General features: G+C 59.2%; 23 protein-coding genes. 14 read left to right on the forward strand and 9 right to left on the reverse strand.

The window, feature by feature from the left end; translation table 11 throughout:
* The first annotated feature begins 57 nt into the window (after nucleotides 1–57).
* Nucleotides 58–1,815, forward strand: a complete 1,758-nt coding sequence (locus EAV92_RS22480; protein WP_164472896.1) for an ATP-binding protein — start codon at nucleotides 58–60, stop codon at nucleotides 1,813–1,815.
* On the opposite strand, the gene EAV92_RS22485 is transcribed toward EAV92_RS22480, so the two are convergent.
* Nucleotides 1,782–2,699, reverse strand: a complete 918-nt coding sequence (locus EAV92_RS22485) for a diacylglycerol/lipid kinase family protein (protein WP_164472897.1) — start codon at nucleotides 2,697–2,699, stop codon at nucleotides 1,782–1,784. The two genes, EAV92_RS22480 and EAV92_RS22485, sit on opposite strands and share 34 nt — an antisense overlap.
* Before the next feature lie 177 nt (nucleotides 2,700–2,876).
* Here EAV92_RS22485 and EAV92_RS22490 point away from each other — a divergent pair, with 177 nt between their 5' ends.
* Together EAV92_RS22490 and EAV92_RS22495 are read left to right on the forward strand one after the other, a co-directional pair.
* On the forward strand, nucleotides 2,877–3,962 hold the full coding sequence (locus EAV92_RS22490; RefSeq protein WP_123043158.1) for a DNA alkylation repair protein: 1,086 nt from the start codon (nucleotides 2,877–2,879) through the stop codon (nucleotides 3,960–3,962).
* A complete protein-coding gene (locus tag EAV92_RS22495) occupies nucleotides 3,959–5,023 on the forward strand; it encodes an FUSC family protein (protein WP_123043159.1) in 1,065 nt (354 codons plus the stop codon). The genes EAV92_RS22490 and EAV92_RS22495 overlap by 4 nt, the downstream gene beginning before the upstream one ends.
* Before the next feature lie 52 nt (nucleotides 5,024–5,075).
* On the opposite strand, the gene EAV92_RS22500 is transcribed toward EAV92_RS22495, so the two are convergent.
* The 5 genes from EAV92_RS22500 to EAV92_RS22515 form a co-directional block, all read right to left on the reverse strand.
* A complete protein-coding gene (locus tag EAV92_RS22500; protein WP_123043864.1) occupies nucleotides 5,076–5,339 on the reverse strand; it encodes a transposase in 264 nt (87 codons plus the stop codon).
* 39 nt (nucleotides 5,340–5,378) lie between these two features.
* Complete coding sequence (locus EAV92_RS24670) at nucleotides 5,379–5,522, reverse strand: hypothetical protein (RefSeq protein WP_164472898.1); 144 nt, start codon at nucleotides 5,520–5,522, stop codon at nucleotides 5,379–5,381.
* A 118-nt stretch (nucleotides 5,523–5,640) separates the two neighbouring features.
* Nucleotides 5,641–5,964, reverse strand: coding sequence for a hypothetical protein (locus EAV92_RS22505; RefSeq protein WP_123043160.1), 324 nt, complete (start codon nucleotides 5,962–5,964; stop codon nucleotides 5,641–5,643).
* Between the two features lie 41 nt (nucleotides 5,965–6,005).
* Nucleotides 6,006–6,635 carry a TVP38/TMEM64 family protein gene (locus EAV92_RS22510; RefSeq protein ID WP_206424253.1) on the reverse strand — a complete coding sequence of 210 codons (630 nt, stop codon included), beginning with the start codon at nucleotides 6,633–6,635 and terminating at the stop codon, nucleotides 6,006–6,008.
* A 38-nt stretch (nucleotides 6,636–6,673) separates the two neighbouring features.
* Nucleotides 6,674–7,864, reverse strand: coding sequence for an MFS transporter (locus tag EAV92_RS22515; protein ID WP_123043161.1), 1,191 nt, complete (start codon nucleotides 7,862–7,864; stop codon nucleotides 6,674–6,676).
* 276 nt (nucleotides 7,865–8,140) lie between these two features.
* On the opposite strand from EAV92_RS22515, the gene EAV92_RS22520 reads away from it, so the two are divergent.
* The gene (locus EAV92_RS22520) at nucleotides 8,141–9,118 is read left to right on the forward strand and encodes an aldo/keto reductase (protein ID WP_123043162.1); all 978 of its coding nucleotides are present in this window, start codon (nucleotides 8,141–8,143) and stop codon (nucleotides 9,116–9,118) included.
* Nucleotides 9,119–9,195: 77 nt separating this feature from the next.
* Here EAV92_RS22520 and ilvA read toward each other — a convergent pair whose 3' ends face one another.
* On the reverse strand, nucleotides 9,196–10,470 hold the full coding sequence (ilvA, locus tag EAV92_RS22525; protein ID WP_420888835.1) for a threonine ammonia-lyase IlvA: 1,275 nt from the start codon (nucleotides 10,468–10,470) through the stop codon (nucleotides 9,196–9,198).
* Between the two features lie 405 nt (nucleotides 10,471–10,875).
* On the opposite strand from ilvA, the gene EAV92_RS22530 reads away from it, so the two are divergent.
* The 8 genes from EAV92_RS22530 (at nucleotide 10,876) to EAV92_RS22565 (ending at nucleotide 19,679) form a co-directional block, all read left to right on the forward strand.
* Nucleotides 10,876–11,439: a hypothetical protein gene (locus EAV92_RS22530; RefSeq protein ID WP_123043164.1), complete on the forward strand. Its 564-nt coding sequence runs from the start codon at nucleotides 10,876–10,878 to the stop codon at nucleotides 11,437–11,439.
* A gap of 85 nt (nucleotides 11,440–11,524) precedes the next feature.
* Entirely contained in the window at nucleotides 11,525–12,718 is a 1,194-nt protein-coding gene (locus EAV92_RS22535) for a stalk domain-containing protein (protein ID WP_164472899.1), read from the forward strand.
* A 152-nt stretch (nucleotides 12,719–12,870) separates the two neighbouring features.
* On the forward strand, nucleotides 12,871–13,881 hold the full coding sequence (locus tag EAV92_RS22540; RefSeq protein ID WP_123043166.1) for an enoyl-CoA hydratase-related protein: 1,011 nt from the start codon (nucleotides 12,871–12,873) through the stop codon (nucleotides 13,879–13,881).
* Between the two features lie 15 nt (nucleotides 13,882–13,896).
* Entirely contained in the window at nucleotides 13,897–15,075 is a 1,179-nt protein-coding gene (locus tag EAV92_RS22545) for a thiolase family protein (protein ID WP_123043167.1), read from the forward strand.
* A 28-nt stretch (nucleotides 15,076–15,103) separates the two neighbouring features.
* Nucleotides 15,104–16,870 carry an acyl-CoA dehydrogenase family protein gene (locus EAV92_RS22550; RefSeq protein WP_338134382.1) on the forward strand — a complete coding sequence of 589 codons (1,767 nt, stop codon included), beginning with the start codon at nucleotides 15,104–15,106 and terminating at the stop codon, nucleotides 16,868–16,870.
* 234 nt (nucleotides 16,871–17,104) lie between these two features.
* Nucleotides 17,105–17,842, forward strand: a complete 738-nt coding sequence (locus EAV92_RS22555) for an FHA domain-containing protein (protein WP_123043168.1) — start codon at nucleotides 17,105–17,107, stop codon at nucleotides 17,840–17,842.
* Nucleotides 17,843–18,034: 192 nt separating this feature from the next.
* Nucleotides 18,035–18,223 carry a hypothetical protein gene (locus tag EAV92_RS22560; RefSeq protein WP_123043867.1) on the forward strand — a complete coding sequence of 63 codons (189 nt, stop codon included), beginning with the start codon at nucleotides 18,035–18,037 and terminating at the stop codon, nucleotides 18,221–18,223.
* A gap of 136 nt (nucleotides 18,224–18,359) precedes the next feature.
* A complete protein-coding gene (locus tag EAV92_RS22565) occupies nucleotides 18,360–19,679 on the forward strand; it encodes an MFS transporter (RefSeq protein WP_123043868.1) in 1,320 nt (439 codons plus the stop codon).
* 89 nt (nucleotides 19,680–19,768) lie between these two features.
* Here the strand turns inward: EAV92_RS22565 and EAV92_RS22570 are convergent, their stop codons facing one another.
* Nucleotides 19,769–20,590 carry a DUF2935 domain-containing protein gene (locus EAV92_RS22570; RefSeq protein WP_123043169.1) on the reverse strand — a complete coding sequence of 274 codons (822 nt, stop codon included), beginning with the start codon at nucleotides 20,588–20,590 and terminating at the stop codon, nucleotides 19,769–19,771.
* A gap of 564 nt (nucleotides 20,591–21,154) precedes the next feature.
* On the opposite strand from EAV92_RS22570, the gene EAV92_RS22575 reads away from it, so the two are divergent.
* A complete protein-coding gene (locus EAV92_RS22575; protein ID WP_123043869.1) occupies nucleotides 21,155–22,057 on the forward strand; it encodes a permease in 903 nt (300 codons plus the stop codon).
* Nucleotides 22,054–22,989, forward strand: a complete 936-nt coding sequence (locus tag EAV92_RS22580) for a TIGR03943 family putative permease subunit (RefSeq protein WP_123043170.1) — start codon at nucleotides 22,054–22,056, stop codon at nucleotides 22,987–22,989. Before EAV92_RS22575 ends, EAV92_RS22580 begins: the two co-directional genes overlap by 4 nt.
* Nucleotides 22,990–23,028: 39 nt before the next feature.
* Here the strand turns inward: EAV92_RS22580 and EAV92_RS22585 are convergent, their stop codons facing one another.
* Nucleotides 23,029–24,429, reverse strand: coding sequence for an N-acetylmuramoyl-L-alanine amidase family protein (locus EAV92_RS22585; protein ID WP_123043171.1), 1,401 nt, complete (start codon nucleotides 24,427–24,429; stop codon nucleotides 23,029–23,031).
* Nucleotides 24,430–24,536 lie beyond the last annotated feature (107 nt).

Genomic DNA, 24,536 nt, shown 5'->3' on the forward strand with positions numbered 1-24,536 from the left:
CGTCGAAGAGGATAAAGAGCATTCCCAATGCAGCCCATTCGATCGCGAGGGATGAACATGACCGGTTCCGTGGCGTTATGGCCGACTTTATTCCTGTTGCTGGCCTTGTTGATCAGCATACTCGCATCTTATACGATGTTCAACTTCATCAGCAATCTGAAGCGAACGAACGGCACCTTTCGGCAATTTTGGCTGGCGGGCGGCGCTTTCGTTTTCGGAGTCGGTTTGTGGGCGAAACATTTCGTGACCGTGCTGGCATACGGACAACCGCTCTATTTCGCTTGGAGCATGCTCGTGAGCCTGTTTTTCATCATTTTCTTCTCGCTTACGGCTTTCGTCATGCTGACGTTTCATAACGTATTCCGCTACCGCTTGCTGATCGGCAGCTCGATTTTGGCTTTCGGTATCGCGTTCATGACGTATTTCAGCGTGCTGGGCCAGCCGATCGGGCGGCTGTCGGTCGAGTTGTCCCCGCTCACGACTTCGCTCGTCATTTTGTTCGTCGGCACGTACGGCTCTTTCCTGCTCGCCGAGCAGAACCGCAAAGCCTGCCTCTGGTTCGCCAGCCTGACGCTGGGCGTCTCCGTAGTCGTCGTGCAGCTGCTCGCCAGAGAGGCGCTGAACATCGAATTCTCTGTCGTTAACACGACGGAAAAGCTGAGCCAAGACGTCAACTTGGTCGGCTTTATCGTCGGCATCGCCGCTTTGCTTATTTTGCTGTCGACGCTGGTGACCTGGTATATCGACAAACGTCTGAACCAGATGGACGAGCGCTACCGGCTGCTGGTCGAAAATTCGCTCGATACGATCGCCATCCTGAAAGGGGACACGTGGGGGTTCGTAAACGCATCCGGGCTTCGGATGTTCGAGGCGGAGGAGCCTAAGGACCTGCTCGGAAAATCGATCTTTTCGTTCCTGCCGCCGAAGGACCACGAGAACGTGCAGGAGCGGCTGAACAATCTCGCGGTGACGGGGAGCGGGCGCCCGCTGGAGCAGGATTGGTATACGCTGAACGGCAAAGTGCTGAATACGGAAATCGTGGAAACGATGACGACGCTCAACAACGAGCCGGCCGTCCAAGTCATCATCCGCGACATCTCGGAGCGGAAGAAGAACGAGGAGCTGCTCATCAATTCCGAGAAGCTGTACGTGGCGGGGCAGTTGGCGGCGGGCATCGCGCACGAAATCCGCAACCCGCTCACTTCGCTGAAAGGCTTCTTGCAATTGATCGCTTCCGGCCGCAAAAACAATACCACCTACTACGATATCATGAACTCCGAGCTGGACCGGATCGAGGAAATCGTCAGCGAGCTGCTGATGCTGTCCAAACCTCAGGTGTACCAGCTGTCCTACCACGACGTGCGCATGATGATGCGGGATACGGTGACGCTGCTGGAGACGCAGGCGATCCTGCATAACATCGCGATCGAGACGGACTACGGGAACGAGCCTTTATGGGTGTACGGCGTGGAAAACCAGGTCAAACAGGTGTTCATTAACGTGATCAAAAACGCGATCGAAGCGATGGTCGACGGCGGCGCGATCCGGATCCGGCTTTCGCGGGTCAATGACGGCGTGTTCATCCGCATTCACGACGAAGGGCCCGGCATCGGCGAGGATCAGCTCGCGAAAATGGGCCAGCCCTTCTATACGACCAAAGAGAAGGGAACCGGCCTCGGCCTGATGGTGAGCTACAAAATCGTGGACAACCATCGCGGGCGCATCTACGTGAACAGCGAGATCGGAAAAGGGACCCTGTTCGAAATCATGCTGCCTTTCCGTTACCCCGAAGCCGAAGCGAAAATGAGCAGCTGACGGGGCAGGACAGAGGCGCGGACCGGGGTATGCCCGGCGGGCTCCCCGTCGCCATAGGCAAGCAAAGGAACCGGCGCCTCTACGGAGACGTCGGTTCCTTTCAGCATGGTGACGAATTTAGATCCGACATGCTTGCCGGACAATACGGTCGGGAAAACGGACAGCAGTTGAAGCGCCGAGCATCCGTGCACGACGCATACGTGGAGGAGTCCGTCTGAAGGCTTGGCGTCGGGGCAGATTTTGAGCCCGCCCCCGTAGGTGGCGAGGTTGGCGACGGCCGTGAGCCAGCCTTTCTGAAAGACGTGCGTTCGGCCGTCTACCGTGACGGTCAGCGGCTGGGGTTTGAACGCCGCGAGCATTCGGAACAGGCCGATGATGTAGGCGGCGGAGCCGATGCCCAGCCGGTTGCACCACCGCTTGTAACGCGACCCGTTCACGTCTTCGGCCACGGCTCCGTCGAGCCCGATCGCCACGGAGATCAGGGAGTAGTGGAGGCTGCCATCCGGCTGCCGTGCGGCCAGCAGGTCCGAAGGACGGGTGGATCCGCCCAGCACGATATCCAGCGCGGCGGCGGGATCCTTCGGGATGCCGAAGGCCAAAGCCGTATCGTTGCCGGAGCCCGAGGGGATGAGGCCAAGCGGCAGCCGGTACTCCACAGCGAGCGGAAGCAGGCTGTGTACGGTGCCGTCGCCGCCGACGGCCACGAGGGCTTGCACAGGCTCCCGTTCGATCTTGCTCTTGGCTTGGAGTATCGCATCGGCGGGCGATGTAGCGGTGATGGCCGCATAAGGAGTGCCCCGTTCCCGCAAAATGCTTTCCGCGGCCTGCCAGGCTTTCTTGCCCCGGCCGTTGCCGGATTTTTCGTTGACCACGAACAAAATCACGTGTGGGTAGGCCTCCTCGGGTGGGTCCATACGGGGATGTATTGTTTAACATTATAAAAGATCGGCTTCGTTTTCGGGAAGCGTTTTCGCAGGGGAGAGGGTTTGGCCTTGCGCAGGCGGGCCAATGGCGGAAAATGGTATAATGGAGCGTGTGAAGACGGCAAGGAGGGAACCGGCTTGGCGGAAGCGCTCAAAGCGATGTATCATGAACGGTTTTTAAGGGATTTCGCGCAAATCGTCCGCAGACGGCTGCCTTCTTTTGACGCGGATCGGTTCGTGGACTTCGTGCTCGGCGCGGGATGGGATGAGCTCGAATTGAAGGCGCGGATGAGGCGGATTTCCGAGGGGCTCAGAGAGACGCTCCCGAAGGAATACGAAGAAGCGCTGACCGTGCTCGAGGATATTGCGGAGGAGTGCCGCGGATTTCCCTATATGTTTTTTCCGGATTTCGTGGAGCGCTATGGGCTCGACGATTGGGACCGCTCGATCGCGGCACTGGAGAAGTTTACTCCGATGTCGTCGTCGGAGTTCGCGGTACGCCCTTATTTGCTGAAAGACTTGGACAAAATGATGGGCCGGATGCTGGCGTGGAGTTCGCATCCGGATGAGCATGTCCGGCGGCTCGCCAGCGAAGGCTGCAGGCCTCGTCTGCCATGGGCGATGGGGGTTCCGGAGTTGAAACGGGATCCTGCGCCGATCTGGCCGATTTTGGAGCGGCTTAAAGCGGATCCGTCGGAGTACGTGCGCAAAAGCGTGGCGAACAATATGAACGACATTTCCAAGGATCACCCCGAACAAGTCGTGGAGCGGGTGATTCAGTGGCAAGGTGAAGACGCCCGAACCGATTGGGTGCTGCGGCACGGCTGCCGGGGGTTGATTCGGGCCGCCCATCCGGAAATCATGGCGCGGTTCGGCTTGCTTCCGGCGGCCGGCGTCGAGGTCGAGGAATGGGCGTTGTCCGACCGCGAGATTCCGATGGGCGGTTCGGTCGAGGCCAGATATAAGCTGCGCGTTCCGGAAGGGGAGGCGATCAAGCTCCGTTTGGAGCTGGCCGTCACGTTTCCCCGGCCGGGCGGCAAAAGCTACCGGAAGCAGTTCCGATTAAGCGAGAAAATCGCGGAAGGCGGTTCCGTCGTGATCGGCGTCCGGCGCCACTCGTTCGCGGATTTATCGACCCGCCGGCATTATCCGGGCGTTCATCGCCTCGCCCTTATCGTGAACGGAAGCGAAATGGCATCCGCAGAGGCGGTGCTTACGCCATGACGATCGGAGCGCGCGTACTCAAAACCGGGCTGGCCGTCGCGTTCGCCCTCTGGGTCGGTATGCTGATCGGGCTGAAGTCGCCGCTGATTGCGGCGATCGCGGCCATATTCACGATTCAGCCTTCGATTTACCGCTCCTGGAAGCAGATTTTGGAGCAGGTGCAGAGCAACCTGCTGGGCGCCGCCATCGCCATCGGCGCGGTCTGGCTGGTTGGGACGACTCCGATTTCCGTGGGGCTCGTGTCCATTTGCGTGATTCTGCTGTGCCTGAAGATCGGTACGGAGGAGACGATCGGCCTGACGCTGGTCACGGTCGTCGTCGTGATGGAAGCCGGCGGCTCGCAAGGCTGGCTGGTCGCGGCCGATCGGCTGGGCTCGATCATGACGGGCATCGTCTCGGCGTTCTTGGTGAACGTCGCGATCGCGCCGCCCCGCCATGCGAAGCGATTCGTGAAGATGGTTCAGGACGCCCAGACGTTGATGTCCAGGCTGCTCCGTACGACGGTGTCGAACGAGCTGAAAGAGAACGTGTTTCGGGACGAACTCGAGAAGCTGAGCGCGCAGATCCGCAAGCTGGAGGAGTTTTACGAGCTGTTCACGGAAGAACGGGTATGGGGCCGCAATACGCGGATGGGACGGGCTCGCCTGCTCGTCGTGTACAAAGGAATGATCGAAGCGTTGGCGCTCGGCCGCTCTTTGATCATGGCGGTCGAGGATCACTATTTCGCGGTACGGACGACCAAAGAGTGGAACCGGCTGGTGGACCGGCAGATCGAAACGCTCTGCGGGTATCACGAGCAGCTCATGTGGAAGTGGGAAGGCCATATGAAGCCGGGCGCCTCGGCAGCCGCCCCGCCTCCCGAGGCGACGGCGCTGCTCACCGAGATGATCGCGGACCGCTCCGTGCAAGAAGAAACGATCGCGCGCGCGCGCCTGCTCGTGGTCACGACGTCCGTGTTCTCGTACGAGGACCGGCTGCGACGCCTCGATAAGCTGATGGAAAATTACTTGAGCCGCAGCGAGGCGAACGGGCCAGGCGAGCATGCGGCGGAGAAGGCGTGATTACAAGCACACAAAAAACCGGCCGCTCAAGGAGCGGCCGGTTTTCTTGTCTCTAACGATCTTGGCGGTTGAAGTGCCTGCGAGGGTGGGTGATTTTTCCTTGCTGCTTCTCGATCTCGTCTTTCTTCGGATAGAGCCGGGGATCGGTCTCGCCTTCATGGTGATTGTCGAAGCTGAATTCGACGAGCTCCCATTCCGTCGTGCCGAGTACGGGATCGGCCGGAAATACGTTGCCGCGTTCCAGCTCGAGCTCGCGTCCCCATTCGTTTTTATACACGCCGTCGACTTCGATTTTCTCGCCGCTTAACGGCAGCATCGCATGTTTTTCTTCGCTCACTGGACAGCCCCCCTCGCTTTATAAGCCATGCTTGGGATAGGCGGCTCTGTCCGCCTTGGACTGCATGCGGCTGGACCGCTCCTTGCCTTGGCCGGTTCGGTCGGCTTTGGACTGGGCGGAACTCGCTTCTTCTTGCGCGGCGGAAGGATGTTCTCCGGACATAACCGCTTCCTCCTCGGGTGGCGGGCAACGTAACGGTCAACCCTGTCGTTGTCCGCCGGAATGTGGATTCCGAGTTAGGGTGCCACCGAAGCCGGCCGGCTATGCCTCGCTTCGCCGTTCAGTCCATCAAACGAAGCCCGCAAGAAGGGCATTCCACATGCTCGTGGGTCACCCTTGCGCGGCAGGCGGGGCACTCGTCCTCGAACGGCTCGACGTCCGTTCGGGCGGCTGCCGCTTCCCCGTGGCCCGGAGGGACTTCCTTCGAATCCGATCCCGGCCGCAGGAAGGACGGGGTGCTGAACAACGAGTCCAGCATTTCCTTGATTTCGCCGTACTTGCCGGACTCGTCCGACATCGCCCGCAGGAGAAAGAACATGCCCCCGAGCAGCACGACCAGTATCGTAATGGCTATCCCGTATCCCCACATGGAGGTTGCAGACATTTGATAAAGCCCTCCTCATCATCCGCACACCGAAAAACTCGTCATTTGTCGGTTCCGTAGCGTTTTTCAAGCTTTTTGCCACCGTACCACATGACGACCAACACCGCAATCGCGGCCGCGATCCGCCAAGGCTGCTCCGCCATCGCCTGAAGGTCCGATCCCAGAAAAGACAGCATGAAAATCATGACGGCTTTGCCCAGAAAGATCGCGGTGAAGAACGTGTGCAGAGGCATTTTGGAAAGACCGGCGGAAATGTTCACGAGAGCGGACGGAGAGAAAGGGAAGCAAGAGAGCAGGAAAATGGGCGTAAAGCCCTTGCGTTCGACCCAGGTAAAAAAACGTTCGGTACGCGGATAGCGGCGCCGGATCCGTTCCCCGTACCGTCGGCCGAACCATCGGGCCAGCGAGAACACGATCAGGGCGCCGAGGCAGGCGCCGATCCAGGAATAGAGAAAACCCGCCCATAAGCCGTAAGCGGAAGCGTTTGCGACCACGAATACGACGAGCGGGAGAAAAGGCATGAGTGCCTCGAGCAGCGGCAGCAGGATGCCGGGCAGCGGCCCCAGCCGGGAATAACGGTCCAGCAATGCCTGAATGTCTTGGAGATCGATGTTTTTCAGGTGCGCGGTCATGTCTTCCCAGCGAAACGCCAGCCAGCTATCGATATGCATAAGGCAACTCCTCTAAGTATGTGCGGACGCGGCCGGATTTAGGCGCCGGCCTGCCGTTCCCCGCGCAGCGAATGGAAAGGGAAGAAGACGTAAAAAAGGCTGATCGAAATAAACAAGGCACCCGCGATGCCCACCACCCAGGCTTCGCTCAGCTGCGTGGCCAGAACGCCGCCGACATAAGGGCCGATCACGCCGCCGAGTCCTTCCACCGTGGAGAAAACGCCCCATCCGAGCCCTTGCTGCCCCGGAGGAACATAAGCCGCGAGCAACGCGTTCCAGGCGGGCAATACGGCCGCGTAGGAAACGCCGAGCACGAGCGCCCAGATCAACGCAAGGCCGTATGGCGGTTTTAAAGTAAGCAAATAAAGGACGACCCCGAACACGAGAAAACCCGTCACGAGAAACCACTTTTTGCCGAAGCGGTCGGCCAGCCTGCCCATCGGGATCAAGCCCAGCACGGTGAAAGCGCCGCCCGTCGTAAGCAAAGCGGAATAGTGGGAGGTCGTGATGCCCAGGCTGTTGGAAGCGAACGTCGGCAAAATGGGGAGCAGCATGCCCGCGCCCAGCGTTTGCAGCACCATGCCCGGCAGCAGCACCTTCATTTCGCGCAGCCGAGACCCTAATATCGACAGCTGCGTGCGGAAAGGGACTCTGTCGATGTGAACTTGCTGATTGCCGGACAAAAGGAAAGACAACAGCCAGCAGCCAAGCGAAATCGCCGCCAGCATCCAGAACGCCGTGCCCAGGCTCCAATCCAGGACGAAGTTGGTCGCGACGGGGCCGGCACCGAGTCCGACGAGCCAAATGGTGTAGAGCATGCCCATCTGCGTGCCCCGGCTTTCCTCGCGAATGCGGGTCAGGCATACGATCCAGATCGGCGATAGCCCGAAGCCGAGCAGCCCGGCCCCGGTAATGAACAACCAGGGAACGCCCGCGAAGCCGATCAGCAGCATGCCCGCGAACGACAGCAGCAGGCTCGTGTTCACGACCGAACGGATCGAAAACCGGTCCAACAAGTAACCCATGGCCAGCTTCACGGCCGTATCGGTGACGAAACTGGCGGTGATGGCGGCGCCGATGACGTCCAGGTCGAGCCCGAGATGTTTGGTGCCGTAGATGGAAAGAAAGCTGATCAAGGCGGCTCCGCGCACGAATTCCACGAGAAAAAGGATCACGATGTAGAGCAGCATGTCCGAGCGGAGTAGCTCTTTGATCGGTGCGAGTTTCATGGGAGAACTCCTTTTTAACAATACGGTTGGCCGTTAGCAGGCGTTTCGTAAACCTCTTCCATTATAGTCAATCCCCTAGCTTTATCCAAACCGAAAATGGGAGTGGTCGAGCGCGGGGCAGGCGCCGGGGCGGATAATTCAATTCTGCGATGTTTGTGTAAATACCACATTAGGCCGGTAGTTACGTAAGGTGAAATCGAATCGCATGCGTTCTGTGCCGACCGGTTTAACTCATACATTTGTGAGGTATCGCCCCGGGAAGAGGAGGAAACGGAAGTGGAGTATACGAAATTGGGCCGTTCGGGCCTGCGGGTATCCAGATTGTGTTTGGGAACGATGAATTTCGGCGTGGACACGGAGGAGCGGGAAGCGTTCCGCATCCTGGATGCGGCGCTGGACGCGGGAATCCAGTTCATTGACACCGCCAACGGCTACGGGGGAGAAAAGTCCGGGCTGACGGAAGAAATCATCGGTCGCTGGTTTCGCCAAGGCGGGGGACGCCGAGAAAAAACCGTGCTCGCGACGAAAGTATACGGTCACATGCACGATCCGCTGGACGGTCCGAACAAGGAAGCGGGGCTGTCGGCGTATAAAGTGCGCCGCCATTTGGAAGGTTCCCTCCGCCGCCTCGGGACCGACCATGTCGATCTGTACATCATGCACCATATCGACCGCAGCGTAGGCTGGGACGAATTATGGGGAGCATTCGAGACCGCGCAGCACCAGGGCAAGATCGGCTACGTCGGCTCCAGCAATTTCGCCGGCTGGGATCTGGCGGTCGCGCAAGGCGAAGCCAAGGCACGCGGACAGATGGGGCTGGTGTCGGAACAGCATAAGTACAACCTGCTCTGCCGGCTGCCGGAGCTCGAAGTGCTTCCGGCCGCACAGGGGCTTGGCATCGGGATCACCGTCTGGGCTCCGCTGGACGCCGGGTTGCTCGGCGGCAACGCGCTTCGGCCCGAGGCCGGCTTGCGCAGCGTGGCGCAGCGGGAGCGCATCGCGCAGGTCCGCGGCCAGCTGGAGGCGTTCTCCAAGCTGTGCGCCGAGCTGGGCGAGCGGGAGGACACCGTCGCCCTGGCCTGGCTGCTGCACCAGCCGGCCGTCACCGCGCCGATTCTCGGCGCCCGGACGCTGGATCAATTCGAGCGCAGCTTGCGGGCGGTGGAAGTGAAGCTGGATGCGGACGTGCTGGCCCGGCTCGACGAAATTTTCCCTGGCCCCGGCGGAGAGGCCCCGCGGGCTTATGCTTGGTAAGAGAAGCGGTAAAAGCAAGAAGAGGCTGGCGAAGGGCCGGCCTCTTCTTGTTTTTACGTAAGGTGAATAAATTTCCGTTACACCAAAAACTTGAACAGCAACGGATTCTTGTTCAGCTCGACGAACTGCAGCCCTTTGCGGGTCATGCGGCCGACGAGCGGGTCATAATCGTCGCGGCTTTTGAGCTCGATGCCGACCATCGCAGGACCGTTCTCCTTGTTCAGCTTCTTCGTGTATTCGAACTGGACGATGTCGTCGGTCGGCCCGAGCACGTCGTCGAGGAACTCCCGCAACGCGCCTGCGCGCTGGGGAAAGTTGATCATGAAATAATGCTTCAGCCCTTCGTGGATCAGCGATCTTTCCTTGATCTCCTGCATCCGGTCGATATCGTTGTTGCCGCCGCTGACGACGCAGACGACGTTTTTGCCTTTCAGCCGCTCAGGGTCGATCGCCGACAAAGCCGCGACCGGAAGAGCGCCGGCCGGTTCGGCCACGATGGCGTGCTGGTTGTACAGGTCAAGGATCGTCGTGCAGGCCCGGCCTTCGGGCACGAGCATCACCTCGTCGATCAGGTCCTTGCCGATCGCGTACGTAAGGTCTCCCACCCGTTTGACCGCGGCTCCGTCCACGAACTTCTCGATTTCGTCGACGGTCACGACCTCGCCGGCTTCGAGGGACCGCGTCATCGACGGTGCTCCTTCCGGCTCGACGCCGATGATGTACGTATCGGGGCTGACGGCCTTCACATAGGACGCGACGCCCGCGGACAAGCCGCCTCCGCCGACGGACACGATGAGGATATCGATCGGCTGCACGCCGGCTTCGAGGATTTCCTTTCCGACCGTAGCGTTACCGGCAATGATGGACGGATGGTCGAACGGGTGGACGAAGGTTTTGCCTTCCCGCTCGCACAACCGTACGGCCTCCTCATATGCGTCGTCGAACGTGTCGCCGACCAGACGGATATCCACGAACTCGCCGCCGAACAGCTCCACCTGGTTCACTTTCTGTCTGGGCGTCGTCGCCGGCATGTAAATAATGCCCGAGATCCCGAGCGCATGGCAGGAATAAGCGACGCCCTGCGCATGGTTGCCCGCGCTGGCGCAAACGATGCCGCGGCGGCGCTGTTCCTCGGACAGGGAGGAAATCAGGTTGTAGGCGCCCCGGATTTTGAAAGAACGGACGACCTGCAGGTCCTCCCTTTTGAGATACACATTGCAGCCGTATTTGAGGGACAAGCCCCGGTTCGGCTGCAACGGGGTTTGCACGATGACTTCCTGCAGCACCCGGTGGGCATGGAGCACGTCGGCCAAGGGGATGCGGTTCGGCGAATCGGACAGCGGCATGGGAATTCCATCCTTTCGTTTAGGGATCGAGTCATTAAGCAAGCTAATGTTTAAGGAAATAAAAAAACCGCCCCTCCTGAAAGGGACGGATGTCATCCGCGGTACCACCCTCGTTCCGCGCGTTCGCCCGGCGGGCGCAACGTGCGGCGCTTCTTGCGCGTATATCCTAACGCGACGCCCGTAACGGGGGCTCCGTCCTCGCTTACCCGGATCCGGTTCGGCGCGGCTTCTCGGGGAGGATGCCCATGTGCGGCTTCGACCGCCGGCTCGCAGCTTGCGCCGGCTCTCTGGGGATCGAATGACCGGGGGCCTGTTCCCGTCAACGAATTTGTTAATATTCTTTATACGCCTTCTTACATTTTAAGTCAATGACGCGAAGCACGTACAAGGCACCTAAATGGGGGAATCCGAGTGAAAAAGTTTTTGATCTGCCTGATCGTCCTTCTCATCCTCGCCGTCGCCGGGGGTGTCGGCGCGCTTTATTACGTACGGCCGGATCCGACGCTGTCCCTCGACTACCGGAACGTCGACATGAATAAAAAAGCGCTTGATATGGTCAAGCGCATGTCCTTCAAGATGGTGCTGACCGATGAGGACGTGAATAACGTTCTTATCAAATCGCTCGCGGAAAACCCCTACCGAAACAAGGACGTCTTGGTGCAAGGCGCCCGTTTTACGCTGGAGGGCGACCGGCTCGTGTCCGATTTGAGCCTGCTGTGGAAGGACAGGATTCCCGCCGGGCTGAGAGTGACGTATCGCCTGGCTTGGAAGGCGCCGAATTTGACGGCGACCGTGGAATCGGTCCGCCTGAAGGATATTGATCTGCCGAACGACACCGTCGACGATATGTCGCTTCCGCTCGGACAGGAGTTCCCTAAGCCCCTGAAAATCAAAGACGTGACGTTCGGGCAAGGCGAAATGACCGTCGAGCTGCAGAAGCCGAGCCTCTCGGACCTCAAGGATTTGTTCGGGTAGATTGGCGGGATTTGGAGTATTGCCGGTTCGCCCTGCCTGCCGTAGGGTAAAAACGGTTTAATACATCCAAATGGGAGTGACCTCATTGAAGCGTTGGTTAACCGTCGTTTTATCCGCTCTTATCGTTTGTTCCGCGGCAGCGGGTACGGCATCCGCTGCTGCGAACGCGCCTGCTGTCCGTGTCACGCTGGAAGGAAAGGCTTTATCGTTCCAAGCGCCGCCAACGATCATCGGCGGAAAAACGTTCGTGGAGTTCCGCTCGTTGTTTAAGGCGCTCGGCTACACCGTCGACTACGTCGCCTCGTCGAAGACGATCAAAGCCCAATCGAACGCGCGAAAGATCGAAATGAAAGTCGGCGGCACGACCGCTTTGGTGAACGGGGCTAAGGAACAGGTGAACGGCGATCTGAAACTGATCGGCGGCCGTACGATGGTCGGCGTCCGTTTCATTGCGACTTTGTCCGGCAAAACCGTGGCTTGGAACGCACAGAGCCGCATCGTCGTCATCACGACGCCCGTATCGGCATCGGTGGAACGCGCCGCGTTGTTCGGCGTGCTGGACAAGCTGAATAAAGCCGAGGCGGATGGGGACGCCAGTGCTTACATGTCGCAGTTCCTTCCGAACGCGCAAATGAGAGCAGACATTGAAGCAGGCATCCGGGAGCAGTTTTCCCAGGTGCAAATCCGGACGACTTACGTGTCCCGGAAAATCCCGACGCTGACCCAGACGGAAGCGGTCGTCGCGACGACGGAAGAAATCCGCAAAGCGGGCGGAGCGATTTTCTTCCCCGACCGGCGCGACCGGTACGAGTATCATCTCCGCAAAGACGCGTCCGGGACTTGGAAGGTCGACTACATCGCTCAAGTGTCCTCCGATTGGCTGGACGTGAACGGCATGTGGAGCCAGGAAGTCCAAGCGCCCGACGAAGACAAGCAAGCGGTCGCGGCACTCCTGAACGCCCAGCTGCAAGCGATCAACGACAAGGACTTCGACGCATACGCGGCCACGTACGTGCCGAGTGCGCCCGGCGCGGCGGAGGAGCTCGCGGATTTGAAAGACTTGCAGGCGTCCTACCGAATGTCTGCCAAGGTCGAGCGAACGGCGATCGTGGAGTACTCCGGGGACCAAGCGCTGCTGCTGGCCTCCATGCTGCTCGACGTGACGCAGGACGGAGAAACCCGGTCCGGCCGCTCCCTGATTCTCATTCCCGTGACAAAGAAAGATGGCAAATGGCTGTTTGCCGGCACGGGCGATATTCTCTTGAACGAAAAACTTTAAATGGCCGAGAGGCTGCGCCGTTCCCGCTTGGGGGCGGCGTTTTTGCGTTTAGACGAAATTTCAGCATACGGGGAATGTCCCGAAGAATAAATTTAGCTTGAAAAGGGCGGCGACGAGCGGCAGGAGCGGATGAACGCCAAGGAGGGATCGGCATGCCGGCCGGAGGGAAGCAAGCCGCGGTCTGGATAGGGGACGGAGCCCGTCTGGTCGACCTGGGCGGCGAGGTCGCCTGCCTCCGGTTCCACGGCCCGCACCATGCCGTCGGGCCGGGGATCGCGGAGGCCATCCGCCGTTCCGGGGAAGAAGTCGAACGGAATTGGCGCGGTCTCGTACTCGCCGGCGACGGGAAGGATTTCGGCATCGGCTTGAACCTTCTGCTCGTGTTCACCGAGGCGGAGAACGGCGATTGGGATGAGCTGGACCTCTTGGCGAGGGAGATGCAGAGCGCGGCAGTTGCCATTCGGACTTTGCGGCGGCCGGTTGTGGCGGCTCCTCACGGCAGGACCTTCGGCGCGGCCGCGGCCATCTGTTTGGCGGCGGACCGGATCGTCTTTGGAAGGGACGTCCGGTTTGGTCTGACGGAAACGGAGGAGGGTTTGGTTCCCGCCGCAGGCGGTTGTTTGGCGGCCGCGCTGTTGGCGGAGCGGCGAGCTCGGTCGGCGGGATTGGCGGATCCCGCCGTTCCGCTTGGCGCGCTGTTCGAAGCGATGATGGAAGCGGAGGTTTACGGTGCACAGCCGGTTGCCGGCCGCATCGGATATTTCGGCCGCGGAGACTTGGCGGTGGAACCGGAGGAGCGGCTGGACGCCGCGAAGCGTATGGTGCTGCAGTTGGCGGCAGCGGCCAGCCAAACGGGAGGCGGCAATGCCGACGGATGCGAACCATCCGGGAGGGTAGCGGCGGCCGGAAGGGAAGCGATCGCCGGGCTGAAGCTGCGTTCGCTCTTCAAACGGCGGGAGGGCCGCTGGTCCGATCACGACGTGAAGGTGGCCGGCAAGCTGGCCGAAGCGATCGCCGGCGGCGACGTGTTTCCGGGTACGGCGGTGAGCGAAGCGTACCTGTTGGAATTGGAGCGGGAAGCGTTCCTCAGCCTGTGCGGAGAACCGCTGACGCGGGCAAGGATCCGGCACCGGCTCGCAACCGGCGAACGGCTGCGGAATTAGGGGGGAGGAGGATGCATGAGGGAAGCCGTCATTCTGTCGGCCGTCAGGACGCCCATCGGGCGCGCCAAGAGCGGCTTGCTTCGCGAGCTGCGCGCGGAGGACCTTGGCGCGGCCGCGCTGAAGGAAGCCGTGCGGCGCATTCCGGGATGGGCATCGGACGTCCCGGACGATTGCCTGATCGGCTGTGCCGAGCCCGACGGGGGCTCGGCTAGGCATTTCGCCCGGGCGTGCTCGTTGCTCGCCGGCTTCCCCGTGTCGGTTCCTGCCATGACGGTGAACCGCTCCTGCGCTTCCGGGCTTCAAGCCGTGGCGCTCGCAGCGTCGGCGGTCGCTTCCGGCGCCGCCGGCACGGTGCTCGCGGGCGGTGCCGAAAGCATGAGCCGTTGGCCGGGCACGCGAACCGTTCCGTCGCCGAATCCCGAACTGCTGGACCGGATGGCATCCGCTTACATGGCTGCCGGGCATGCGGCGGAGCTTCTCGCGAGACGGCGGGGAATCAGCCGGGAAGCGCAGGACCGCTACGCGGCGGACAGCTTCCGCAAAGCACGAGAGGCCGCGGCGGCGGGAAAGCTCCGTCGGCAGATCGCGCCGCTCGGCGCCTGCAGGACGGTCACGGACGAAGAGGGGTACCCCCATGTCGAGTGGATTTCCGTGGAGGAAGACGAATGCCTGGCTCAAGCACCCGAACCGGACCAACTGGGCAGCTTGCCGCCCGCCTTCGCCGCCGGCGGAACGGTAACGGACGGCAATTCGGCGCCGCCCACAGACGGCGCCGCCGCCTTGATCGTGGCGACCCGGGAGCTGGCGGAGCGGCTGGAGGTCCGGCCGCTCGCCGCGTTGCGCGGCTATGCCGTGACGGGCTCGGCTCCGGAAACCGCGGGATTGGCCGCCGCGGAAGCTGTCCCGAAAGCGCTGGAGCAAGCCGGGCTCGCTTCCGGGCAGATCGCGCAGTGGGAAATCCATGAAGGCTTTGCCGTCGAAGCCTTGCTTGTCATTGACCGGCTTGAAATCGACCCCGGCCTGGTCAACGTGAACGGTGGCGCGATCGCGTTCGGTCATCCGGCAGGCTGTTCGGGGGCCCGAATGCTCGTTTCGTTAATCCACGAACTATCGGCCAGGGGCGGGGGCTTCGGCGTTGCGGCGATGGGGGCATGGGGCGGCATGGGAGCGGCGGCGGTACTGGAAGTATTTTAACCATCGAACGGATAGGGAGGCGATTCCCGTGGCGGCGGAAGCGTATGGAGGCAGGTTCATGGTCGAGGAAGCCGCATGGGAACACGCGGCCGCGCCCGAAGATTTCACGGATGAGCAGCGTCGGATCGCGGATATGGTCCGGTCGTTCCGCGAAGATGTCGTGGCCCCGGCATACGATCGGTTAGAGGCTCCGGACTACGGGCTGGCGAGGCGGCTGCTTCGGCAAATGGGCGAGCTCGGCTTGCTTGCGGCCGAGCTGCCGGAAGAAGATGGGGGGCTGGGACTCGGCCAGACGACGGCAGCGCTCATCGCGGAAACGCTGGCCCCATCCACCTCGTTCGCCCTGTCCGCGCTCGCGCATACGGGAATCGGCATGCTGCCCGTCGCTTTTTTCGGAACTCCCGCGCAGAAGGCGGCTTACCTTCCGCAGCTGGCGTCCGGCGAACGCGCCGCCGCCTACTGCCTGACGGAACCGGAAGCGGGCTCGGACGCCCAAGGCTTGAAAACGTCCGCCGCCCGTTCGGTAGACGGATCCCATTACGTGCTGAACGGCAGCAAGCAGTACATTACGAACGCGGGGTTCGCGGACCAGTTCGTCGTCTATGCCAAAATCGACGGCCAACCGTTCAGCGCTTTTCTGCTCGATCGTTCCACGCCGGGATTCTCCGTCGGGCCGGAGGAACGGATGATGGGCATCCGCGGCATGTCCACTTGCTCCCTGAAGATGGAGAACGCGATCGTGCCGGCAGACAGGCTGTTGGGAGACGCCCATCACGGCTCCCGCATCGCATTCAATATTCTCAATTTCGGGAGGTTCAAGCTGGGTGCCGCTTGCGTCGGCATGATGAAGGAAGCGGTCCGGCTTTCCGCGGCCTATGCGGCAAGCCGCCGGCAATTCGGAAAGCCGATCGCGTCGTTTCCCCTGATCGGAGCCAAGCTGGCCGAAATGAACACGCTGGTTTACGTCACGGAAAGCATGGTCTACCGGACAGCCGGTTATTTGGACGGCGCGACCTCCCGCCTTCGCGGAGCGGGCGGACGCGCCGCCGCGGAAAGGCTGGGCGAATTCGCCATCGAATGCTCGATCAATAAAGTGTTCGCGTCGGAGGCGCTGGATGCGGTGGCGGATCACGCCGTGCAAATCCATGGCGGAAGCGGCTACGCGCACGGTTCGCCGATAGAACGGCTGTACCGCGACTCCCGCGTGAATCGGATATTCGAAGGCACGAACGAGATCAACCGGCTGAGAATTCCGACGACGCTGCTTAAACGCGGGATCAAGGGGGAGATCCCCTTGCTTGCCCGCGCGGAAGAAGCGCAGGAAGAGATCTTGAAGCCGCTGCAGATCTCCCGGCCGTCGCCTGAGCCGCTGGCCAGGGAAGCGGCGATCGTGTCCGCGCTCAAGAAAGTGTTTCTGCTGTCGGGAGGTCTCGCGCTTCAGAAATACGGTCTGAGGCTGGAGCGGGAACAGGAATTGGTCGCGGTGCTCGCCGACGTGATGATCGACGTCTATGCTTTGGAGAGCGCCGTGCTGCGGACCCGCAAAACGTGGGAACGGCGCGGACCGGAAGCGGCCGCCCTTGCCGCGCGGATGACGGCGTTGTTCGCGGATAAGGCGGTGGAGCGTTCGGCCCGGCGAACCCGGACGCTGCTCGCGGCCGTCGACAAGGGCGAGAGCCTTCGCGTGCAGTTGGCCGTGCTAAAGAAACTCCTCCGTTTCGAGCCTGCGGACGCCGTTGGTTTACGCCGTGCCATTGCGGGGGAAGTCGTCGCAGCGGGAGGGTATGTCAAGTAACGGTAAGTCTATTAAACCGAAGGAAATGAAGGTTAAAATCAGCTAAAATTTGGTACTGCGCGTTGATGGATGACGACGAATTCGCTATACTAAACAAAAGGTGAAAACGAATCGCCTTTCTTTTTTGAAAAAGTCCGAAAGCGTTTACAAATAAATTTCGCCCGCGAGGAAGAAGGTCGAGGTGCAGCGTTGCCTTTACGCATACAATTATGGAAACGGGAAAGGGGGAAACCCGTGACGGGAGCGGCATGGCGCCTGTTCCGCAAGGCTTTCGCGGGCACGGCAGCCATCATCGCCGCCGCTGTCGCCGCGTCTCCGGCCGATGCGGCGTCCCTCGCCGCCAAGCCGTTGTCCGCCGAGTCGGCCGTAGGCACGTTGCCACTGCTGGCCGCGCTGGGGATCGGTATCGTGATCGCTGTAGCCGCCGTCATCGCTTTCCTGCAGATGACCGCCAAGGGGCGGGATCCCCGGGACTTCCACGATGGCGAACCGGAAGAGCCGGAGGAGTCGGGCCGCGGCTTCGGCTTGGAGCGGCGGGAAGAACCGGAGGGGCAACCGGATCCCGACGAGGGCCAACATGAATTGTCGGATTACACGATCCCTCTCGGCCGTATTCCTGCGGAGCCTGCCGCGTTGATCGCGGCTTCGGACGATGGGCCGAGGCTGTGCGGAATCGCGGGGGAGTTCGCCGGGGCCAGCTACCGGCTGGCGGCCGGCCGCCTGTCGATCGGCAGGGATCCTGCCGTATGCCATGTCGTGTTTCCCGTGGACATCGGAGAAGTCAGCCGCAAGCATTGCACCCTCAGCTACGAAGAAGAGTCGGGAGTGTTCAGTTTGGAAGACCACGGCTCCTCCAACGGTACCTATCTGACGGATGGAGAGAAGCTTCAGCCGGGGAAACGCTACCAACTGCGGTCCGGCCAGCGTTTCGCCCTCTCGGGCAGCACCCATTGGTTCGAGGTCCGGGATTGACTTTTTCTTTAATCCCCGTCCGATAACTGGTATAATGGGAAAGAGCAGGCACGATGATGTTCTGCCGAGAGTGGCGGAGAAATCGAAACTTGCATGGCGAACCGAAGCTTCGGGTTCTCCGGGAATCGCCTCTGCTCCGGCAAGCAGATGCCGGGCGCCGGTGCGGAATCCATTCCACTGGGAGGGAATTGCATGGCCAAACGCAGCCACAATGAAGTTCAAGAAAGTTTGCGAGAACTGACTAGAATTTTCCGCCCCAAGGACCCCCGCAAGTTCGTGAAAGATTATATCCGCAAATACCGGATCACCGGTGGTTATGAAGATGAATTGACGATGCTCGTGGAACGCGAGATGGTAAAATTAAATTCTCCGGCATCCTGACCGGGGATGAAGCCGACGGACGTAAGGCGCCAGCCTGAAGTCCGCCGGCTTTTTTTTGTTTCTGCGCGGAGGCCGCAAATATTTGCGGCGCGGACGTGCAAAACTTGCGGTTTCGGCCCGGCCTTCTTCCCCTACAATGGGTTCACGGTTCGCTGATATCGAGGCGAAAAAATATCGTGGAAGGTGTTCAACCATGTCCAAAGAAAAGCATCAGGCGGCGCCTGCAATGCGCTCGTTTTTCTCCAACCGATTCATCCAAGCCATTCTGTTGTCCGGCCTTTTCCTGCAGCTCGGCATTTGGGTACGGAATTTCGCGATCCTGCTCTTCGTGACGGAGCAGACGAACAAGGATCCGTTCGCGATCACGCTCGTGTCGGTCGCCGAATTCGCACCGATCTTCCTCTTCTCTTTTATCGGGGGAGCCTTCGCGGACCGTTGGAAACCGAAAAGGACGATGGTGCTCTGCGATCTGCTCAGCGCTCTCTCCGTGTTCGCGGTGCTCGCGGCGTTGGTGTACGGAGGCTGGCAAGCGATCTTCTTCGCCACCCTGGTCTCGTCCATCCTGTCGCAATTTTCACAACCGTCCGGCATGAAATTGTTTAAGCTCCACGTGCCCGAGGCTCAAATGCAAATGGGCATGTCGATGTATCAGACGATCATGGCCATCTTCATGGTGCTTGGGCCGATGCTGGGAACGTTCGTTTACTTCCGTTTCGGAATGGATACGGCGATCGCGATCATGGGAACCTCGTTCCTGCTGTCGGCGCTCGTGCTGGCTTTTCTTCCCGCGGACCCGAAGACCGGGGCCGTGCCGTCTTCCAACGTGATGCAGGAAATGAAAATGGGCTTCCGATATGTAACTGCCAACAAGCTTTTTCTCTTCATGGGCGCGTTTTTCCTTGTCGCGGGTTTGGGGATGGGCCTCATTAGCCCTTTGGGCATTTATCTGGTGACGGAAAATCTCGGTTTGACATCGGAAGATTTGCAGTGGTTTACGGCCGTTAACGGAATCGGCATGATCTTCGGCGGCGCGATGGCCATGGGACTCTCCAAAAAAGCGGGTCCGCAAGCGATGCTCTTGACGGGCTTCGTCGTCAGCGCACTTTCGGTGGCCGTGCTCGGATCGGTCCACGAGACTTGGCCGGCCATCATCGCGCAGTTCGCGGCCGGGCTGATGGGACCGCTCATCCATATTTCGTGCAACACGCTCATTCTCAAAAACGCGGACGAAGCGTTCGTGGGCAGGGTCAACGGCATCCTGAACCCGTTGTTCATGGGGGCTATGGTCCTCGACATGAGTTTGGTCGGAGTTTTGAAAGCGAACTTGCCTCTATCGTCCATATATCTGATCGCGGCCGGATTGTTCACGGTCGGCGCGCTCATCATGCTGCCCATGCTGCGGTTGCGACCGGCAAACGGAATAGAGAAAATCCCCGTCGCGGAGGCTCTGCATTGACCGGCTTAGACGAGGTCTATGACTGCGTCATGATTGAGAACGAGTTTGAAACAGTTAGAAGCGGCGACCCCGAAAGGTCGCCGCTTCTTTTAATGCTCCTCCAAATCACGCATCGTAACGGGAGTGCCGGTTAAGTGCTGTTCGAACATGTCGATAATGAACAGGAATCTTTCCGCCTCGCGAAAGACATGATCCGCGAGCAGGGGGTGAATGATGCTTTTGATTTTGCATGCGCTGATGAGATCGCTTGCCGTCTTTTTAAAGTCGCGCAAAGACTTCACGGAAACCCTGTTTTGATCCAAAAATTGAGTGAGAATCGGAGCGGTTTGGGACTGGGGACGCATGGAGTCAATATCCCGTGCTTGGAACAGCAACTGGTCAAAGTCCTGACTGAATTCATTCGCCATATCCACTAATTTTCGTTCGGACGGATCGAGCAGATGGCTGATGAACTTGGCGTGGTCCGCCATGATTCTCAAGAAAAATACGTTTTCGTCGATGATGGCGTCGGGCAAAGGCTCGAGCTTTCCGTTATTCAATTCGTCCAATCGATTTCTGAAATAATTGGCTTCTCTGCTCGTATGGTCCACCAACAAGGGGAAATTGTTCGCACCCGGAAGCTGACAAGTCAGTATTAATCCTAAAATTTTTCTTTTGAATACCCAAATGTGAGAAACCGCGTTATGGACTTCCGAATTGAATCTCACGATCACCTGGGGATCCGTATCCAAAGTAAACGCCATGGACCGATTCTGGATGTTTTCGAACAACGCGTAAAATTGATTGGCCTCATTGATCAATTGCGTATCTTCGGCCCTGAAACCTAATCTCAGGAACAAGGAATGTTCCTTCATAATGCGAGACCAAAATCTGACTTCATCCAACGAACGTGCTACGAAAGCATTCGCCACGTCCCATTCACACCTCCCGGAAGATCTCTCATCTTCATAGCTATATTCCGGGAAGGATGTCCTTTATGAGAAAGTACGGTGACCGGATGAAAAGGGCAAAGTGTCAGCGTAATTTTCATCATTTTTTAAAATGCCAGTCCTTGTCCCATACCTTTCTTCTTAAGATCTCATATTCTATATCAACTCTAAGAAAAGGTGGTGATAGATATGTTTGGATTCGACTCGATCGGATGTCAATTTCACGGCATTCCTCATTGCCCCAAATGCCACCCGCATCATTCAGGCGGTCGTTCCGGCGGTCACTCCAAAGGTCGATCTCACGGTCACAAAGAGAAAGTAAAAGTGATTGTCATCGTTAAACAGTCCAAATGCCGCCGTCGCTCGACCCGTCGTAAATAAGCATAATCATCATCGGATTCTCCGCAAAATCCCGCTTGTCGCTCCGGACAAGCTGGGATTTTTTTTCGTTATTCCCACGTGGCAATTCAGTTCTCGATGATGGATAATGGAGTTCATAGAAGATAGACTCGGAATGGGTGAAAATGGTTGAAAACGTTACTGCAGATGAACACCATCTTTCTGAGCATGGTGATGGAGGCGATCCCGTTCGTTCTGATCGGGGTACTGATCTCCGGCTTGATCCAGATCTTCGTCACCGAGCGGTGGATCGCGCGGGTCATGCCCCGCAACCGGTTTCTCGCTTCCCTCTTCGGTTGCAGCGTCGGGGTGTTGTTTCCGTCGTGCGAATGCGGAATCGTGCCGATCACCAGAAGGCTGCTGAATAAAGGGGTTCCCTTGAACGCAGGCATCGCCTTCATGTTGACGGGTCCGGTTATCAATCCGATCGTGCTGTTTTCCACGTACATCGCCTTCGGAAACGATTGGAAATTCGTATGGATCCGGGCGGGTACGGCCATCGCGGTCGCTTTCCTCGTCTCGCTCGTCGTTTCGTTCCTGTACCCGAAACTGCCTTTCCGCGACGGAATGGAGTACCGGCAGCAGGCCGCGGCCTCGACGGAGCTTGGCGTACTGCCGCCGGCGCAGCCCCGCAAACCGCTGTGGCCGCAGTTGTACGGCGTGCTGACCCATGCGATCGAGGAGTTTTTCTCCGTCGGCAAGTACCTGGTGCTGGGCGCGTTCATCGCCGCCTGCATGCAGACGTACATCCCGACGTCGTCGCTGCTTCACCTCGGCAGCAACCCGGTGACGTCCTCGCTCGTCATGATCGGCCTCGCGTTTACGATGTCGCTGTGCTCGGAGGCGGACGCGTTCATCGCCGCTTCGTTCCGCAGCACCTTTTCGATCGGGGCTTTATCCGCTTTCCTCGTGTACGGCCCGATGATCGACATCAAAAACACGCTGATGCTGCTGGGTACGTTCAAAGGCCGCTTCGTCGCGGTGCTGATCGGACTCGTTACGTTGTTTACGTTGATCGGATCCTTGGTCGTGGGGAGGTTGTTCGGATGAGCCGTTTTCTGATCCTATTCGGGTTCGCCCTCATGTTTTCGTTTATTCGTCTCCAAGGGAACCTGAACAAATACATCAACACGAAATACAGTTATTTGTCCACCATCGCGATCGTGCTGTTCACCGTTCTGAGCTTGATCGAGTTCATCCGTTTCTACCGCTCCGAGAAAGAAGCGGAAAGGCTTAAAGCCGGGGAAGCGGAGGGCCATTCGCACGACCATGAACATGGGCACGACCATGATCATGCACACGCGCATGCGCATCACGGTCATGACCACGATCATGAGCATGGGCACGACCACTCGCATGAAAGTCCGGTCAAATGGAAGAGGACGCTCAGCTACGCGATTTTGTTCGTCCCGATCTTGGCGGGGATCTTCCTGCCGGTCGCGACGCTCGATTCCAGCTTCGTCAAGGCCAAAGGATTCTCGTTCAAGCAGATTGACGTCTCGGCGGACAATCCCGGCCAGCATCAGTTCCTGAGGCCGGACACGAGCGTGTATTACGGGGCGGAGGGCTACGCGGAGGTTAAGAACAAAGACTATGCCGAGTTCAAGGACCTTCGGGAAATTCCGCTGACGGACGACAATTATTTGAAAGGCATGGAGGTCATCTACAACTTCCCCGGCACTTTCATGGACCGGACCATCTCGTTCGATGGCTTCGCTTATAAAGGAGAGCAAGCGGACAACGACCACTATTTCATTTTCCGCTTCGGCTTCATTCACTGCGCGGCCGATTCCGGCGTGTTCGGCATGCTGGTGGATTTCCCGAAAGGAACGGAGCTGTCGGACGACCAGTGGGTCCATGTTACGGGCAAGCTGAGCTCCGAGCTGTACCAGCCTTTCAAGGAGACGATCCCGGTGCTGAAGGTGACGGATTGGAAGACGATTCCCGCGCCGAAAGATCCGTATGTATACCGCAATTATTAAAGACGAAAGCCCCCGACGCATCGGGGGCTTTCGCTTGTTTTAGGCCAGCTTCAGAAATTGCTTGATGGAAAGCGCGATCGCTTCGGCCATTTTCTGCTGAACGCTGTCGGTGTACAGCTTCTTCTCATCGGACGGGTTCGAGAGGAACCCCATTTCCAGGAGGACGGACGGCATGTCCGACTCGCGGATGACGTGGTAGTTCGCCGTCTTCACGCCGCGGTCGTTAAAGCCCACCATTTTCTGAATGTTGTCGTGCATGATATTGGCCAGCGTTTTGCTGTTGTTTTGCAGGTAATACACTTCCGTGCCGTTAGCGGATGACGGGCCGATATTCGCATGGATCGAAACGAACACGTCGGCGCCGGTGTTGTTGGCGAGATTGGTCCGATCGTTCAAGGTCGGATAAGTGTCGCCCGTACGGGTCATGAGCACTTCGATGCCGCTCTCTTTGGCGAGCAGTGCCTGCACTTTCTTCGCAACGGCGAGCGTGAACGTTTTCTCGGCCTTGCCGGTGACGGAGATTGCACCGGGGTCGCTTCCGCCGTGACCCGCGTCAATGACCACTTTAAACTTTTTGGAGGGGGCGGGAGTCGTCGGCTGTGGAGCCGTGCCCTCCTTCACGTTGAATACGATTTGGCCAAGTTCTTTCTTCTGAGCCGCGGACAGGGTCGCAGCGCCGTTCAGATCCAGCACGAATCGGGTGGTCGATGTCTTCTCGTCGTACAGGCTGTAACGGATCTGTTTCACGAGCGGACCGTTCACCGGGATGGTGCCGCTGAACGTGGCGGGATCATCGGCATTCACGCTGCCGTTAAACCCGTTCGCGAATGCGGCATTCGGCATGTCGATGACGATTCGGTCCGGGTTTTGCAAATAGAAAGAAGAATAAGAGACATCGCCGTCGTAAGCCAGGATGAAGCTGCTATCCGACGAAGGAAGAACGCTTTGAATGACGTTCTTTTCCGTCTCGACGGGGACCGGTGCCGGTTCCACGACGACGGGAGCCGCCGGCGCCTTTACCAGCAGTACCGCGTTTTTCTTGGCGTCCCATGAAACCTGCAATCCGAACTGCTCGGCGATGAAACGGAGAGGCAGCAAGCTGCGGTTATTCACGATGAGCGGCTTGGACGGCATCGCCAGGGTTTTGCCGGCGATCACCGCTTTGGCGCTGCCCAGTCGAAGGAGCAGGCTTCGGGAGTCGCTCACGATGGAGATGGAGCGGTCCGTGCCGTTCCAGCCTACGGTATAGCCGAGGGATTCCGAAATGGTGCGCACCGGCACGAAAGTCGTTCCGTTCACAATGGTGGACGGCTGCGGGGGATTCAGCTTGGTTCCGTCGAGATAAAGGCTCGGGGAAGCGCTCGCGGCATACGATTTATGTCCGGACAGGATCACGGCCAACAGTAGAGAGAAGCAGAATACGGCAAACAACTTTTTCACAATCGAGATGTCCTCACTTTCCCATCTGGATGATGTTTTCGTTGTTTTAGACCCTTGTTTAGGGGGTAAGTTTCTTAGATAGGCGAAATTTGTCCATTAGAATGTTT

Origin of the sequence: Cohnella candidum, assembly GCF_003713065.1 — a bacterium.
Taxonomy (GTDB): domain Bacteria; phylum Bacillota; class Bacilli; order Paenibacillales; family Paenibacillaceae; genus Cohnella; species Cohnella candidum.

Bases quoted from the DNA above. Each gene is read 5' to 3' on its own strand.
- EAV92_RS22480 (WP_164472896.1), top strand. From the start codon at position 58: ATGACCGGTTCCGTGGCGTTATGGCCGACTTTATTCCTGTTGCTGGCC.
- EAV92_RS22495 (WP_123043159.1), top strand. From the start codon at position 3,959: ATGACGATCGGAGCGCGCGTACTCAAAACCGGGCTGGCCGTCGCGTTC.
- EAV92_RS22500 (WP_123043864.1), bottom strand. From the start codon at position 5,339: ATGCTGCCGTTAAGCGGCGAGAAAATCGAAGTCGACGGCGTGTATAAA.
- EAV92_RS24670 (WP_164472898.1), bottom strand. From the start codon at position 5,522: ATGTCCGGAGAACATCCTTCCGCCGCGCAAGAAGAAGCGAGTTCCGCC.
- EAV92_RS22505 (WP_123043160.1), bottom strand. From the start codon at position 5,964: ATGTCTGCAACCTCCATGTGGGGATACGGGATAGCCATTACGATACTG.
- EAV92_RS22510 (WP_206424253.1), bottom strand. From the start codon at position 6,635: ATGCATATCGATAGCTGGCTGGCGTTTCGCTGGGAAGACATGACCGCG.
- EAV92_RS22515 (WP_123043161.1), bottom strand. From the start codon at position 7,864: ATGAAACTCGCACCGATCAAAGAGCTACTCCGCTCGGACATGCTGCTC.
- EAV92_RS22540 (WP_123043166.1), top strand. From the start codon at position 12,871: ATGCCGGCCGGAGGGAAGCAAGCCGCGGTCTGGATAGGGGACGGAGCC.
- EAV92_RS22545 (WP_123043167.1), top strand. From the start codon at position 13,897: ATGAGGGAAGCCGTCATTCTGTCGGCCGTCAGGACGCCCATCGGGCGC.
- EAV92_RS22560 (WP_123043867.1), top strand. From the start codon at position 18,035: ATGGCCAAACGCAGCCACAATGAAGTTCAAGAAAGTTTGCGAGAACTG.
- EAV92_RS22565 (WP_123043868.1), top strand. From the start codon at position 18,360: ATGGGTTCACGGTTCGCTGATATCGAGGCGAAAAAATATCGTGGAAGG.
- EAV92_RS22575 (WP_123043869.1), top strand. From the start codon at position 21,155: ATGAACACCATCTTTCTGAGCATGGTGATGGAGGCGATCCCGTTCGTT.
- EAV92_RS22580 (WP_123043170.1), top strand. From the start codon at position 22,054: ATGAGCCGTTTTCTGATCCTATTCGGGTTCGCCCTCATGTTTTCGTTT.